This window comes from Xanthomonas prunicola, assembly GCF_025266575.1.
GTDB classification, from domain to species: Bacteria; Pseudomonadota; Gammaproteobacteria; order Xanthomonadales; family Xanthomonadaceae; genus Xanthomonas; species Xanthomonas prunicola.
On record NZ_CP096142.1, the window covers coordinates 3,480,723 to 3,494,119 of the forward strand.

11 protein-coding genes and 1 pseudogene are annotated in these 13,397 nt (G+C 60.4%); 4 read left to right on the top strand and 8 right to left on the bottom strand.

The window, feature by feature from the left end:
• Positions 1-18: 18 nt before the first annotated feature.
• The 8 genes and pseudogenes from M0D43_RS14940 to M0D43_RS14980 all read right to left on the bottom strand — a co-directional run bounded on the left by M0D43_RS14940 (position 19) and on the right by M0D43_RS14980 (position 9,692).
• Positions 19-960 (bottom strand): NAD-dependent epimerase/dehydratase family protein, encoded by a 942-nt coding sequence (locus M0D43_RS14940; RefSeq protein WP_024710803.1) that lies wholly within the window; start codon positions 958-960, stop codon positions 19-21.
• Positions 961-1,240: 280 nt separating this feature from the next.
• Positions 1,241-3,370, bottom strand: a pseudogene (locus M0D43_RS14945) (hypothetical protein).
• Between the two features lie 106 nt (positions 3,371-3,476).
• Entirely contained in the window at positions 3,477-4,205 is a 729-nt protein-coding gene (locus M0D43_RS14955; RefSeq protein WP_260807332.1) for an SDR family oxidoreductase, read from the bottom strand.
• A gap of 2 nt (positions 4,206-4,207) precedes the next feature.
• Entirely contained in the window at positions 4,208-5,509 is a 1,302-nt protein-coding gene (locus tag M0D43_RS14960; protein WP_260807333.1) for an FAD-binding oxidoreductase, read from the bottom strand.
• A complete protein-coding gene (locus M0D43_RS14965; protein WP_260808278.1) occupies positions 5,509-6,897 on the bottom strand; it encodes a UbiA family prenyltransferase in 1,389 nt (462 codons plus the stop codon). Before M0D43_RS14965 ends, M0D43_RS14960 begins: the two co-directional genes overlap by 1 nt.
• Before the next feature lie 102 nt (positions 6,898-6,999).
• Positions 7,000-7,986: a lysylphosphatidylglycerol synthase transmembrane domain-containing protein gene (locus M0D43_RS14970; protein WP_252162033.1), complete on the bottom strand. Its 987-nt coding sequence runs from the start codon at positions 7,984-7,986 to the stop codon at positions 7,000-7,002.
• Between the two features lie 15 nt (positions 7,987-8,001).
• Positions 8,002-8,946, bottom strand: a complete 945-nt coding sequence (locus M0D43_RS14975) for an electron transfer flavoprotein subunit alpha/FixB family protein (protein WP_260807334.1) — start codon at positions 8,944-8,946, stop codon at positions 8,002-8,004.
• Positions 8,946-9,692, bottom strand: coding sequence for an electron transfer flavoprotein subunit beta/FixA family protein (locus M0D43_RS14980; RefSeq protein ID WP_252162035.1), 747 nt, complete (start codon positions 9,690-9,692; stop codon positions 8,946-8,948). The genes M0D43_RS14975 and M0D43_RS14980 overlap by 1 nt, the downstream gene beginning before the upstream one ends.
• A 223-nt stretch (positions 9,693-9,915) precedes the next feature.
• On the opposite strand from M0D43_RS14980, the gene rfbB reads away from it, so the two are divergent.
• Genes rfbB through rfbD form a run of 4 tightly spaced genes read left to right on the top strand, consistent with a single transcriptional unit; the run spans position 9,916 to position 13,372 of the window.
• Positions 9,916-10,971: a dTDP-glucose 4,6-dehydratase gene (gene rfbB / locus M0D43_RS14985; protein WP_252162036.1), complete on the top strand. Its 1,056-nt coding sequence runs from the start codon at positions 9,916-9,918 to the stop codon at positions 10,969-10,971.
• Positions 10,972-11,025: 54 nt separating this feature from the next.
• The gene (gene rfbA, locus M0D43_RS14990; RefSeq protein ID WP_252162037.1) at positions 11,026-11,913 is read left to right on the top strand and encodes a glucose-1-phosphate thymidylyltransferase RfbA; all 888 of its coding nucleotides are present in this window, start codon (positions 11,026-11,028) and stop codon (positions 11,911-11,913) included.
• Positions 11,910-12,467 (top strand): dTDP-4-dehydrorhamnose 3,5-epimerase, encoded by a 558-nt coding sequence (gene rfbC / locus M0D43_RS14995; RefSeq protein WP_252162038.1) that lies wholly within the window; start codon positions 11,910-11,912, stop codon positions 12,465-12,467. Before rfbA ends, rfbC begins: the two co-directional genes overlap by 4 nt.
• Positions 12,464-13,372, top strand: a complete 909-nt coding sequence (gene rfbD, locus M0D43_RS15000) for a dTDP-4-dehydrorhamnose reductase (RefSeq protein WP_252162039.1) — start codon at positions 12,464-12,466, stop codon at positions 13,370-13,372. The genes rfbC and rfbD overlap by 4 nt, the downstream gene beginning before the upstream one ends.
• Positions 13,373-13,397: the final 25 nt, after the last annotated feature.

Consider the following 13,397-nt stretch of genomic DNA (forward strand, 5'->3'; position numbering starts at 1 on the left):
CGTCTATATTCTGTCTGGTCAGCGCTGCAACACGATGTGGCTATAGCGCGGGTCGGTATAGCTTTCACGAATGGCGTCTTCGAACGATGTCTGACGCACACCGAACACTGCTTCGGTGTCGATCCCCTTGAAGTCGTCTCCCGCGCTCAGTGCCTTGAGCTGGTCTGCTGTGAAAGGAGGCTTGCTTGTGAACAGTGAGTAGGTGCGCAGAAGGAATGCAAAGAAGCCGATTGGGACGTGCACGATGATGGTGCGGAGATTCTTGACCCGCTTGATGGTGCGGATGATATCGACGTAATCCACACGGGTGTCGCCGACGATGTCGTAGGTGCCTTCCGGTTCGGTTTCGATGCACTTGGCGATGCAGCGACAGAAGTCACGCTCGTACAACGGCTGGCGCATGAAGCGGCCATCGCCGGGAATCGGGAACACGGGCGTGCGCTCCATAAACCGAGACAGCCAGCCTAGATGCTTGGGATCGAACCAGCCGAACATCAGCGTCGGGCGCAGCACGCAATGATGCTGGCCACTGGTCACCACCATCTCTTCCTGGGCGCGCTTTGTGTTGGTGTAGTCATCGTTGGCAACCGAGTTCACCACCGATGAGCTGATGTGCACCATATAAGGTACTGCGGCCGCCTTGCAGGCGGCCAATACGTGTGCCGTGGCCGTCTGGTTGTTGCGAACGAACTGATCGGTGCTCTTGCCTGTGATCTGTGCGTGTAGCTGGACTACCAGCCGCGCGTCCCGGAAGGCTTCAGCCCACTCGCCTGGCTCGGCAAGATCTGCATGGATAGTCTTAACGTCTGGATGTAGGCTTTGCATGATGCCCAAGTTATGCGCATGCTTGTCGATTGCGACCAGCTGGGTATAGCCCTGTTGCTTCATCTCGACGATTAGGTTCTGCCCTACTAGGCCTGCGGCGCCTGTCAGGATGATTTTGTCATTCTTCTGTGCCATGGATGGACTCGAAAACGGATGGAATGAGATGCGCGCTGGCAATGTCTTGGGTGACGCTTCGGTATCGCTAAACGTGCCATGCTGGCGTCATGATGCGATCGAGTTGTCGACTGAGCAATCATCGCCTGCCGTAGTATTTATTGGCGGCAGCATGCATCGGCAATTTTTGCTTGTCGAGGATGCAGCTTTATAACGGACACCTGGCATGGCATTCGACTCGTCGTTGATGGGGTTTTTGCAGCGGGATCAATAGGTGTCCCGGATAGCCCTTGTGAAAGGATCATGTTGGCAGGTCTATCGATCGGCTATTACTGCGCTCCCTCGTAGAGGCAAGTGATGCGAATAGCAAGCCGCCGCAGAAAAATAGGGTTCCCAACAGATAAAGTGCTTGCAGGTCAGGTACGAAATGTCTGTCCAATATATAAATGAAAAGCGCGACCACGACGTTGGCGGCGCAGATCGGATAAAAAAGATAGGCGCTGCTGCGCCATGCAGCAGCTAAGACGACAAGTTGCAGTAGCAACGTGCATCCATAAGCGCCTGTGTGGATTGTCGTCGACCCGCCTTCAAATAGCGCCGTGACCCAGATGAAGATGGTAAGGATGATTGTCGCTGCCATTTGCAGCATGTCTTTGAATGCGGGATCGGCATATCTGCTACGTCGGGAACGCAAGTAAATAAGCGCCAAGCAGGGCAGTAGCAATAATGGCGTAGAAAACCACATCGAATGGAATGTATAGAAGAAGTCGTCATCGATGAAGCGCGACGCTATTGCTGGGTCTTGCTGTGCGATGGTCCGCATTGATTCGTAGGGGCTTGATAGTGCCCCCTTGAGGATCGCGGAAAAATTCTGCATTCGGGCAGAAATCCATGCGGCAGGTGTCAGTTGTGAGTAGGCGCTGGCGATGGCATGCATTGCGCTTTCATCACTGACAGGGATTTTGCCGGCGAAATGCCATTTGAGCAGGCGGTCTCCTGGTGGGTCAACGAGTCGTTGATACGCAATCCAGGGAAGATAGAGGACGATGGCAATTGAGCCGGCCCGCACCAACATGGCCACGCTCTGGCGGCGGTAAAAAGCCAGGTGCACGAGGGAGGCGCCTACCAGGAAAAACAATGCGCCGCCATGGGCAAGCAGTGCCATCGCTGCTGCGATGCCTGCTTGGCCCCATCGCCTGGGCATATGTTCGCCCGGGAAAAGCATTAGATAGTAGATCAGGGAAAAGGCTGCCGCAAAAAGCTTGGGCCAGACGAAAAGCGTATTTATGAGCATCGATGCGGAAAGGCAGAGCACGAGCAACGCAATTGCCTGAGCCCTGGTGTTCACTAGACGAGCGAGCAGCGAAGCCAAGGGTAGCAACACCAATGCCTGTGCCCAAGTCGATATGCCTTGGTAAACCAGTGCACGCGTTTCGGGCAATACCTTGTACAGCATGAGATACAGCCCTACCTGGAGGGGAGGGCGGTCACTACTGAGCCAATCGCCTACCATCGGTACGTCGATTTTGCCGCGTGCCAGCATGTCGCCAAAGAGCAACGGGAGCCAGGCATCTGTCGACAGGTGAGACCACCGAATGGCAGGGTCGCCATTGGGCTGCCCGTCCCAGTGGAACGGGAACAGACCGACCCAGAGCGTCAGACCTGCGAACATGAGCACAGGCAACAGTGCCTTTTGCATGCCGGCAAGCTCATTTAGCAGCGTGTGGCGTCGCCAACCGAGCAGCAGCGCAGCAGGGAAAGGCAAGATCAGAAACAATGACGCCATCACACCACCCAACTGGGGCGATGCGACTTAGCCAATGAAGATCAGCAGCCAGGCGCAGCTGCCGGCAAGCAGGCCTTGGAGCAGCCGATCGCGAGGGTGACCAACTCCAGAAAAGCACAAGCACACTGCGATCAGCCACGTGTTGCCCAACAGCACGGCCGCCAACATGGGCAGCAAACCGTTTGCAAAGGCCTTGGCAGGGCCAACATTTGAAGCGCCAATTCCCGCCCAGCCAAAATGGTCAACGGATCGATCTTCAATACGGATCCGAAATCCGGTCTGCGAAACAAGGGGCGGGATCTCTAGCATTACGCGTTGCCAGCGCTCTCGTGGCTGGGGAGGGAGCAGGGTGAATGTTGCGTTTCCTGCATTGGCAACCGCACTGATGGTCACGCCCGGGGTATTTGGGTAGCCGGTCAGCATGACTTCGACGTTTCGCGTGCCTGGCGGATAGGGCTGGGATTCAATCGTGCCGGTCCAGCCGTCACCGCCCTCGCAATATGTAATTCGGCCATCAACCGCTGGGTCAGGCGGCAGGAAAGGAGAGCTTGTTGGAGCACACCCGCCGTTGGTGTCCAAAACCGGGTCTTTATAGGCACTGCATCCGTTCACGAACAACAGAAAAGCGAGCAGCAGGCCCTTCAGGATGTAAAGGGGGAGGTTCCCGATAGTGCGGGGGGAGACAACGCTGTGATCAATAAGGCCAGTAGCATTGGTGCTTAAGACCGTAATAGCGTGCCTGCCGATCATGTCAGAGCTTGATCCTGCGAAAAACGAATTCGGGAATGGATTTGATCACGAACATGATCGCCCACCAGAAGCCGGGCAGATAGACGACGGCGCGGCGGCGATCCACGGCGTGCACGATGCCCTTGGCGATCTGGTCCGGCTTCGCCCACAGTGCGCCCTTCTTGAACGCCGCGGTCATGGGGGTGTCCACGAAGCCCGGCTTGATCGTGAGCACGTTGATGCCGTCCGGGCGCAGCCGCTGGCCCAAACCGCTCAGGTAAGCAGTGACAGCCGCCTTGGCGCTGCCATAGAGGTAGTTGCTGGCTCGGCCGCGGTCTCCCGCCACAGAAGAAATGACCGCCAGCGTGGCGCCCGACGTCAGTCGCGGCACAATCGCTGCGCACAGCGCAATCGTGGAGGTGCCGTTGGTGGCGAACTCGCGCAGCGACAGGTCGACCGAGGCATCGCATGCAGCCTGATCCGGCAGCGTGCCATGTGCGATCAACACGATATCGACACCTCCCAATGCAGCCCAGGCCGCATCCAGGATGTCGCCATGATGTGCACTATCGTTGACATCCAGCACGCCGATGCTGCTTCGCGCGCCGCGGGTCGTGAGGTCGGCCGCAATTGTTTGCAGGCGCGCGGCCTGGCGGCCGAGCAGATGGATGGCCGCACCGCGTGCGGCGTAGCGTCGAGCGGTTGCTTCGGCGATGGCCGAGGTGGCCCCGATGATAAGGACGCGTTGCATGTCTACTCCGTGACCCGGCGCCAGAAGCCGGAAGAAAAACGTGGATCGAGATAGCTGCCGAACTCGCGCCAGCGACCATAGGCGCGCTGAAACGACTGTGCTGCCATACGTGCGTCCTTGGCAGGGTACAGAGCGCCGCCCGCTTCGTCGACGATGCGGTCGAGTCGCTCAATCAGGCGGAAGACATCAGGACCGGTGTTGGGAAAGTCCAAGGCCAAGGTCGTCCCCGGCCTTGGAAAAGACAACATGCCGATGGAAGGCGTGTCGCCGAATTCTTTCAACACAGCCAAGAACGAGCCGCTGCCGCTGCGCGCGATCTCTGCAAGCAGCGCGTCCACTCCATCCCGCGCCATTGCGGGTGGCAAGACACATTGATACTGCAGAAAGCCGGAGGGGCCGTACATGCGGTTCCAGTCGCGGATGCCGTCCAGCGGGTAAAAAAACGGTAAGAGGTGGCTGACGAAGCGTTTGCGCGGCGCCGGCTGGCGCCAGTAGTAAAGCGCGTTGAAAGGCCGCAGGGAGAACGTGTTCACCAACGAAATCGGCGGAGTGACAGGCATGGATAAACCTGTGCCTGGCGGTTTCGGTCGCTCTTGCGCAAGCCCGGTGCAGTGATCTGCGCGGGTAAAGTGCCCGCGTCCGCGCGCCCTGCCGCTTGCCAGACAATCGATCCACGCCACACTGTACTCGTGGCTTTTGGCCGACACCGCCGACAACGCAAAGAACTCATCGAGCGAGCCGAAGCGTATGTTTTCTGTTTCCAGCGTGGAGCTGCCGACACGACGCAGCTGAATTTCAGCCCAGGTGATCAGGCCGGTTAGCCCAAGTCCTCCCACGGTGGCTGCGAACCAGCCATCGGCGTCATCCGGAGTGCACAGTCTGCGCTCGCCGTCGCTACGCAGCAGCTCGAATGCGCGCACATGGTGGCCAAAATTGCCGGTGCGATGGTGGTTTTTGCCATGCACGTCGTTGGCAATCGCACCGGCAACGGTGACGTAGCGCGTGCCGGGCGTCACCGGTAGAAACCAGCCTTGCGGCAACACCAGCTCGATGATCTCGGCAAGGGTGACCCCCGCCTCGCAGCGAAGGACGCCATTGCTGGGATCAAAGGCAATGAATCGATCGAGCCCGCGTGCGCACAGCAGTGCGCCATCCGGGTTCAGACAACTATCGCCATAACTGCGTCCGTTACCACGCGGCAGCGCAAGGCCGTCGAATGCGGGCAGATTCGCCGCACGATCGTTGATCGGTAGCAGCGTCTGCTGCGCGCGGGGATACCGCCCCCAGGATTGCCCCGCCGCCATCAGATGGCGCTCAGGGCGAATAACCCGCACAGCACCACAACGATCTGGCTAACGCGATCGGTGGCAGCGAACACGATCGGGTCATCATGCATCTCTCCGCGATGAGCAATGATCCAGACCCGGCTCACCCAATACAGCAACACCGGGCATACCAGCCAGAGCAGTTTGGGATTGCGGTACAGCTCCACGCTCTCGGGACTGTTGATGTACAGCGCCATCACCATCACCGCGATGTAGCCGGCCGCTGCGCCCATGGATTGCAGCAGCGAGAGATCCTCTACCGAATAGGCGCGGCCACTGGCCCTGGTCTTGCCGCTGTTCAACATGGCATGCAGTTCCGTGTAGCGCTTGAGCAACGCCAACGACAGGAACATGAACATCGAAAACGCCAACAGCCAGAACGATAGCTCGATGCCGATCGCCACGGCCCCGCCGATGATGCGGACGGTGTAGAGCGCTGCAAGCAGCACCACGTCGATCATCACGATGCGCTTCAGGCGCAGCGAATACGCCAAGGTCATGATGTAGTAGGCAAGCAATACCAGGGTGAATTCAAGGTTGCATGCCAGCGACAGCAGGAGCCCGGCGATGGTCAGCGCGGGGGCGACCAGCAGACCCTGCAGAAGAGGAAGCCGACCTGCCGCGAACGGGCGCTTGCGTTTGCGTGGATGCTGACGGTCAGGCGTCAAGTCCAGTAGATCATTGAGCACATAGACGCCAGAGGCGCATAGCCCGAACGCGACCAGCGCGATCGCGGATTGCATGACCGATTCCAGATCAAGGAAACGGTGCGCGGTCAGCAGCGGAACGAATACCAACAGATTCTTCAGCCATTGATGCAGGCGCAACGCTTTCAGCCATGCACGGGCGCGCGGCGGGGCAGGCCAATGCGCATGCACGGTCGTTCGGTGTGCAGCTGCCTTGGCCAGGGCGGCGCCGTTGTTGACGACCCAGGCACCACCTGCCTTGTCCCATACGTGCAAATCCACGCTGCCGTTGCCCGCGTAATCGAAGTTGCCCTGACCAAACACTTCGACCAGCACGTCTGCCTTGTTGCGGCCAGACAGATTGCGCTTGCCATCACTGGCAATGACCTGCTCGAAGAGGCCTAGGTGCTCTGCAATAGGCTGCACCAGGAGCGCATCGGACGCTGTGCAGAGCACGCGCGGGCGTTGGGTCGTGGTGCGCAACAGCTCTAGCACCTGGTGGTTGTAGGGCAGGGTCTCTGCAGGCAGGACGACGCGGGACGCAAGCTCCCGCTTTAGCGCGGCCTTACCACGCAACAGCCATAGCGGCAGCAAGAGCAAGTACAGCGGGTTTCGCGCCAGCAACGCCAGCACCGACTCGTAGAGAATGTCCGAATTCAAAAGCGTGCCATCCAGATCCACGCACAAGGCGCGTCCCGAAACAACCGGACGGGTGGAGCTGCTGGTACGGGCGGACATCGACGGCCTGGCGATCCATTGCGGGGCGCCGATTATACCTGCCGATCACCGCGCTCTCTTGCGAATGACGAATTCTGCGGCAAGCATGGACACTGCGCCCACGAGAATTGCGTACCAAAGCGTCACCAGACGCGCCGCGACAGCGACTGCAATGGCGTCTGCAGTAGAAATTCCGAGCCGATCGAGCATCAATACAATCGCCAATTCGGTCGTGCCAACACCACCTGGGACGAACGACAGCGCGCCGATCAGCATCGCAAGCGGGTAAATACCGAGCGCGACAATAGGATCCAGGGGCAAGCCCATGCCGACGCAAAGACTCACGAAAACTGCCGAAGTCAGTCCCCAGGCGATGAATCCGGCAAGCATGCTTTGCCCGAATGCTGGCAGATCCAGGCAGCTACGCAGTTCCAAGGCAGCTGCAAGGCAAAAGTGAGCGAGGCGTCGCAGCCAGCGGCCGGGAAGGCGCGCGGTCACACCTGCCAAGTTGTCCAACAGGGCTGGCCAAGCGGCCGCACCGTACAGTACACAGACAAATCCCAGCACTATCGCGGCCAGTGCACCCAAGGTCGGGAATACCGACGCGGCCAGCAAAGACAGCGACAGGATGACCAGCAGGTCGGATGCGCGCTCGAAGACGAAGACACCCAATGTGCGCTCGGCCGGAATGCCCATCCGCGCGAAGTAGCGGATCCGCATCAGTTCGCCTGCCTTGCCTGGCGTAGCGGTCAGTGCGAAACCTGCCAAATAGCCAGCCAGGCCAAGTCCCACTGGGACGCGGTGTCCCTTGCGACGGAGCAGCCATTGCCAGCGCCAGTACCGAACCAGGTACGTCAGCGAGACTGGCGCGATTGCAAGCAGCATCAGGTGCCAGACGTCAGTCAGCCGCGAAAACGTTCCGTTCCTGTGGTCCACCCAGACCAATACGGCGACGTAGCTGGCGCAGAGCAGGACAACAAAGGCGGCCAGATAATCCAGGCGATGCCGCAATTTTGCGGCACCGTTGATGACAGGGGGCGAAGATGAGTCCATTGCAGCGGATAGACCTCAGCCCAGCGCGGCCTCCAGCTCCGGCAGCAGCGCAAACAAATCCCCGACCAAGCCGATATCGGCGATCTCAAAGATCGGCGACTCCGGGTCCTTGTTGATCGCCACGATCGTGCCGGCGTCCTTGATGCCGGTCAGATGCTGGATCGCCCCGCTGATGCCGATCGCCACGTACAGCTCGGGGGCAATGATCTTGCCGGTCTGGCCGACCTGCAGTTCGTTCGGCACGTAGCCGGCGTCCACCGCGGCGCGCGAAGCGCCCACGGCGGCGCCGAGTTTGTCGGCCAGGCTGTAGATGTGCTGGAAGTTCTCGGCCGAGCCGACGCCGCGGCCGCCGGAGACCACGCGCTTGGCGCTCTGCAGGTCTGGACGGTCGGAGCTGCCTGCGGCCAGCCCAATGAACCGGGTGTGGGTCGGCAGCACGGCATCCACAGCGACGGACTCGATCGCTGCGCTGCCGCCGGCTGCCGCTTCCGGCCAGGAGGCGCTGCGCACGGTCGCGACCACGACCTGGTCGGCCGGCGCTTTCACCGTGATGATCGCGTTGCCGGCGTAGATCGGGCGCTTGAAGGTGTAGGCATCTTCGACCGCCATCAGGTCGGAGACCTGGTTGACGCCCAGCAGCGCGGCCACGACCGGCATCAGGTCCTTGCCGAACGTGGTCGAGGGGCCGAACACGTGCGTGTAGCCCTGGCCGGCGAGCTGGGCGATCTGCGGCCCCAGCACCTGCGCAATGGCATGCGCGTTGGCGGCATTGGCCACGGTCAGTACATGGGCGACGCCCGCCAGCTGCGCGGCTTGCGCCGCGACCGCGGCCGGGTCGGCTGCCAGCACAACCACATCAATGGAGTCGGCCGAGATTGCCAGCGCAGCGCTCAGCGTCTTGGCAGTGGCGGCGTTGAGCTGGCCATTGAGGTGTTCAGCGATAACGAGAATCTTGGCCATTACAGCAACCCCTTCTGCTTGAGTGCGGCCACCAGTTCGGCGGCGTCCTTGACCATCACGCCACGGCTGCGCTTGGATGGCGCCGCATAGTGGGTGGTGGTCAGGCTGTCATGCGCGTCGACACCCAGATCGGCGAAGACCAGGGTCTCCAGCGGCTTGCTCTTGGCCTTCATGATGTCCGGCAGCTTGATGAAACGCGGCTCGTTCAGGCGCAGATCGGTGGTGATCACCGCCGGCAGGTCCACTTCCAGCGTTTCCAGGCCGGCATCGACCTCGCGCGTCACGGTGGCCTTGCCATCGGCAACGACGAGCTTGCCTGCGAAGGTCGCCTGCGGGCGGCCCCACAGTGTGGCGAGCATTTGGCCGGTCTGGTTGGCGTCGTCGTCGATCGCCTGCTTGCCAAGGATGACCAGATCCGGCTGTTCCTTTTCGACCAACGTGAGCAGCGCACGTGCAGCAGTCAGTGGCTGAACAGCCGTATCGGTCACCACATGGATCGCGCGATTGGCGCCCATGGCCAAGCCGTTGCGCAGGTGCGCGGCGGCATCGGCCGGCGCCAGGGTGGCGACCACCACCTCGGTGGCGACACCGGCATCGCGCAGGCGCAATGCTTCTTCCAGGGCGATTTCGTCGAACGGATTGGGCGACAGCTTGACACCGTCGGTCACCACGCCGGAGCCATCCGGCTTGACCTGAATGCGGACGTTGTAGTCCACCACGCGCTTGTAGGCGACGAGGATTTTCATCGTGTACGAGATCCTTCAGCTATTGCGGGAAGGCCCGGCCGCGGCGGCAGGCTCGGGAGTGCGGCCATTCTAACCGGGCCCGGCGAACCATGCGATGGCGTATGGATGCTGCGGTACAGCACCTGGCCGTCTTGATTGACAATGCTTAGCTTCGGTAGGGCTCTACCGTATATCCTGTGCGGTTTGAAAACGCAGCGCGGCGCGCGCGACCAGGAGATCAGCAGTGGCAACTTGGCTAGTAACCGGCGGTGCCGGCTTCATTGGTGGCAACTTTGTTCTTGAGGCAGTGGCTCGTGGGATCCGCGTGGTCAATCTCGATGCGCTGACCTATGCAGGAAATCTGAACACGTTGGCATCCCTGGAGGGCAATCCGGACCACGTCTTCGTCAAGGGCGATATTGGCGACGGCGCGTTGGTCGCCAGTCTGCTGCAGAAATATCAGCCAGAGGCGGTGCTGAACTTTGCGGCCGAAAGCCATGTAGATCGGTCGATCGAGGGCCCGGGCGCGTTCATTCAAACCAACGTTGTCGGGACTTTGGCCTTGCTCGAAGCAGTGCGCGATTATTGGAAAGCGCTGCCTGCTGCACGTAGCGATGCTTTTCGTTTCCTGCATGTGTCCACCGACGAGGTGTATGGCACGTTGGGCGAGACTGGCAAGTTCACCGAAACCACGCCATACGCGCCGAACTCGCCCTATTCGGCATCCAAGGCGGCTTCGGATCATCTGGTGCGTGCGTTTCACCACACCTACGGGCTGCCGGTGCTGACAACCAATTGTTCGAACAATTACGGCCCGTATCACTTCCCCGAAAAGCTCATTCCGCTAGTGATCGCCAAAGCGCTGGCAGGCGAGCCGCTGCCGGTCTACGGCGACGGCAAGCAAGTGCGCGACTGGCTGTTCGTCAGCGACCATTGCGAGGCGATTCGTACCGTGCTGGCGAAGGGGAAGGTCGGCGAGACCTACAATGTCGGCGGCAATTCAGAACGTCAAAATATTGAAGTCGTGCAGGCGATCTGCGCACTGCTGGATCAGCATCGCCCGCGCGACGATGGCAAGCCGCGTGCGAGCCAGATCACCTATGTGACGGATCGACCAGGTCACGATCGCCGTTACGCGATCGACGCCTCGAAGTTGAAGAACGAACTGGGCTGGGAGCCTGCCTACACCTTTGAACAAGGCATCGCGCAGACGGTGCAGTGGTATCTGACCAACCAGACGTGGGTGCAGGGCGTGCTGGATGGCAGTTACCGGTTGGAACGGATCGGCGCCTCGGCGTAACGCGCCCCGCAAGAGCCCGCGCGGTCATGTGCGGGCCTCACAAGGAACTATCTCATGACACAACGTAAAGGCATTATTTTGGCCGGTGGCTCCGGCACACGCCTGTATCCGATCACCAAGGGCGTGAGTAAGCAGCTGCTGCCGGTGTACGACAAGCCGATGATCTATTACCCGCTGAGCGTGCTGATGCTTGCAGGTATTCGCGATATTTTGATCATCAATACGCCGCATGAGCAGGCGCTGTTTCAATCCTTGTTGGGTGACGGCTCTCAGTGGGGGATTAACATTCAATACGCCGTGCAGCCCAGCCCGGACGGGTTGGCGCAGGCGTATTTGATCGGTCGCGACTTTGTCGATGGCAAGCCGAGTTGCCTGGTGTTGGGCGACAATATTTTTCATGGTCACGGTTTGACCGAGACGCTACGCCGCGCCGATGCGCGCGAGCAGGGTGCAACCGTTTTCGGCTATTGGGTCAACGATCCTGAGCGCTATGGCGTGGCCGAATTCGATCAGCAAGGCAAAGTCATCGATATCGCCGAAAAGCCTGAGAGGCCGCGCTCCAACTATGCGGTTACCGGTCTGTATTTCTACGATGGAAAAGCCAGCGATTATGCGGCCGCCTTGAAACCCTCGCCGCGCGGCGAGCTTGAGATTACCGATCTCAATCGCTGCTACCTCGATGCAGGCGATTTGCATCTTGAGCCCCTGGGGCGCGGGTATGCATGGCTGGATACCGGGACGCACCAGTCGCTGCACGAAGCGGCCAATTTCATCGAGACCATCCAGATGCGTCAGGGCCTGCAGGTGTGCTGCCCCGAAGAAATCGCATTTGGTCAGGGCTGGATCGATGCTGAGCAACTGGAGCGTCTGGCCGCTCCGTTGCTGAAAAATGACTATGGTAAATATTTGCACGAATTGGCTGTGCGAGGAGTTGTACCTTGAAAATCGTCGAAACGCGTTTACCAGGTTGTGTCGTCATCGAGCCGGCAGTGTTCGGCGATGAACGCGGGTACTTCTTTGAAACGTGGAATGCCGAGCGCTTCGGGCAACATGGTCTGCCGACGCAGTTCGTGCAAAGCAATGTCTCCACGTCGGCCAAAGGTGTCTTGCGTGGTCTGCATTACCAGTGGCCGCGTCCTCAGGGCAAGCTGGTCAGCGTGCTTGAGGGTGAGGTCTACGATGTGGCGGTCGATGTCCGCCATGGCTCGCCCAACTTCGGGCAGTGGGCAGCGGTGGTGCTGAGCGCAGAAAACAAGAAGCAGTTCTGGATACCGGAAGGGTTTGCGCACGGCTTCGCGGTGCTGTCAGAGCGAGCAGTGTTCAGTTACCTTTGCACCGACGTGTATGTGAAGGAGGCCGATGCCGGCGTGCGCTGGGATGATGCGGGGATTGGCATCGATTGGCCGATCAGCGATCCGTTGCTCTCTGCAAAGGACTCCGCTGCGCCGTTCCTGAGCGATGTGCCAGCCGAACGCTTGCCGGTGTATGCACCGTGACGACGCTGGTTCTAGGTGCAACTGGGCAGGTGGGTACGGAATTGCTGCGTGCGCTGGACGTCGATGGCGCAGTACTGGCCACCACGCGTAGTGGCCAATTGCCTGACGGCAGCGCGTGCGAAACAGCAGACTTCGATGCGCCGGAGACGCTGACCGCTTTGCTGGATCGGATCACGCCATCGTGTGTGGTCAATGCCGCCGCTTACACGGCGGTGGACCGTGCCGAGCAGGATCGGGACAGCGCGACACGTGCCAACGCGACGGCGCCCGGCGTTATCGCGGCATGGTGCGCATCCAATCGCGTACCGCTCGTGCATTACTCCACCGATTATGTCTTCGACGGGCAGGGCGCAGCGCCATATCGCGAGGACGCACAGACCTCGCCGCTCGGCGTGTACGGGGAAACCAAGCTTGCCGGCGAGCAGGCCATCCGTACTTCCGGCGCGCAGCATCTGATCCTGCGTACTGCCTGGGTGTACGCCTCGCATGGCGCGAACTTCTTGCGCACGATGTTGCGGGTGGGGGCGGAGCGCGACGAGCTGCGTGTGGTGGCCGATCAGATCGGAACACCGACGCCGGCGGCATTGATCGCCGATGTCACTGCACAGCTGCTGCGTCAGCGCACGCCCGAGACATCGGGTACCTGGCATCTCACCGCGGCTGGCCAGACCAGCTGGCATGGATTTGCCGAGGCGATCTTCGAAGAGGCGGTCAGTGCCGGTCTGCTGGAGCGTGCGCCACGTGTGGTGCCGATCACCACTGCGGATTATCCGACACCAGCGAAGCGTCCGGCGTATTCCCGGTTGTCCATCGACAAATTGCAGCGTGATTTCGGTATCGCGTTGCCTGAGTGGCGCGTTGGCTTGCAGCGTGTGATTGCCGAGTTGTCTGCGGCGAAGAAATAGTTCGATGGGATGTAGATGACGACAG

What these genes read in the sequence shown, in the direction of transcription:
- M0D43_RS14940 (WP_024710803.1), bottom strand. Translation starts at nt 960, where the DNA reads ATGGCACAGAAGAATGACAAAATCATCCTGACAGGCGCCGCAGGCCTA.
- M0D43_RS14955 (WP_260807332.1), bottom strand. Translation starts at nt 4,205, where the DNA reads ATGCAACGCGTCCTTATCATCGGGGCCACCTCGGCCATCGCCGAAGCA.
- M0D43_RS14960 (WP_260807333.1), bottom strand. Translation starts at nt 5,509, where the DNA reads ATGGCGGCGGGGCAATCCTGGGGGCGGTATCCCCGCGCGCAGCAGACG.
- M0D43_RS14970 (WP_252162033.1), bottom strand. Translation starts at nt 7,986, where the DNA reads ATGGACTCATCTTCGCCCCCTGTCATCAACGGTGCCGCAAAATTGCGG.
- M0D43_RS14975 (WP_260807334.1), bottom strand. Translation starts at nt 8,946, where the DNA reads ATGGCCAAGATTCTCGTTATCGCTGAACACCTCAATGGCCAGCTCAAC.
- M0D43_RS14980 (WP_252162035.1), bottom strand. Translation starts at nt 9,692, where the DNA reads ATGAAAATCCTCGTCGCCTACAAGCGCGTGGTGGACTACAACGTCCGC.
- rfbA (WP_252162037.1), top strand. Translation starts at nt 11,026, where the DNA reads ATGACACAACGTAAAGGCATTATTTTGGCCGGTGGCTCCGGCACACGC.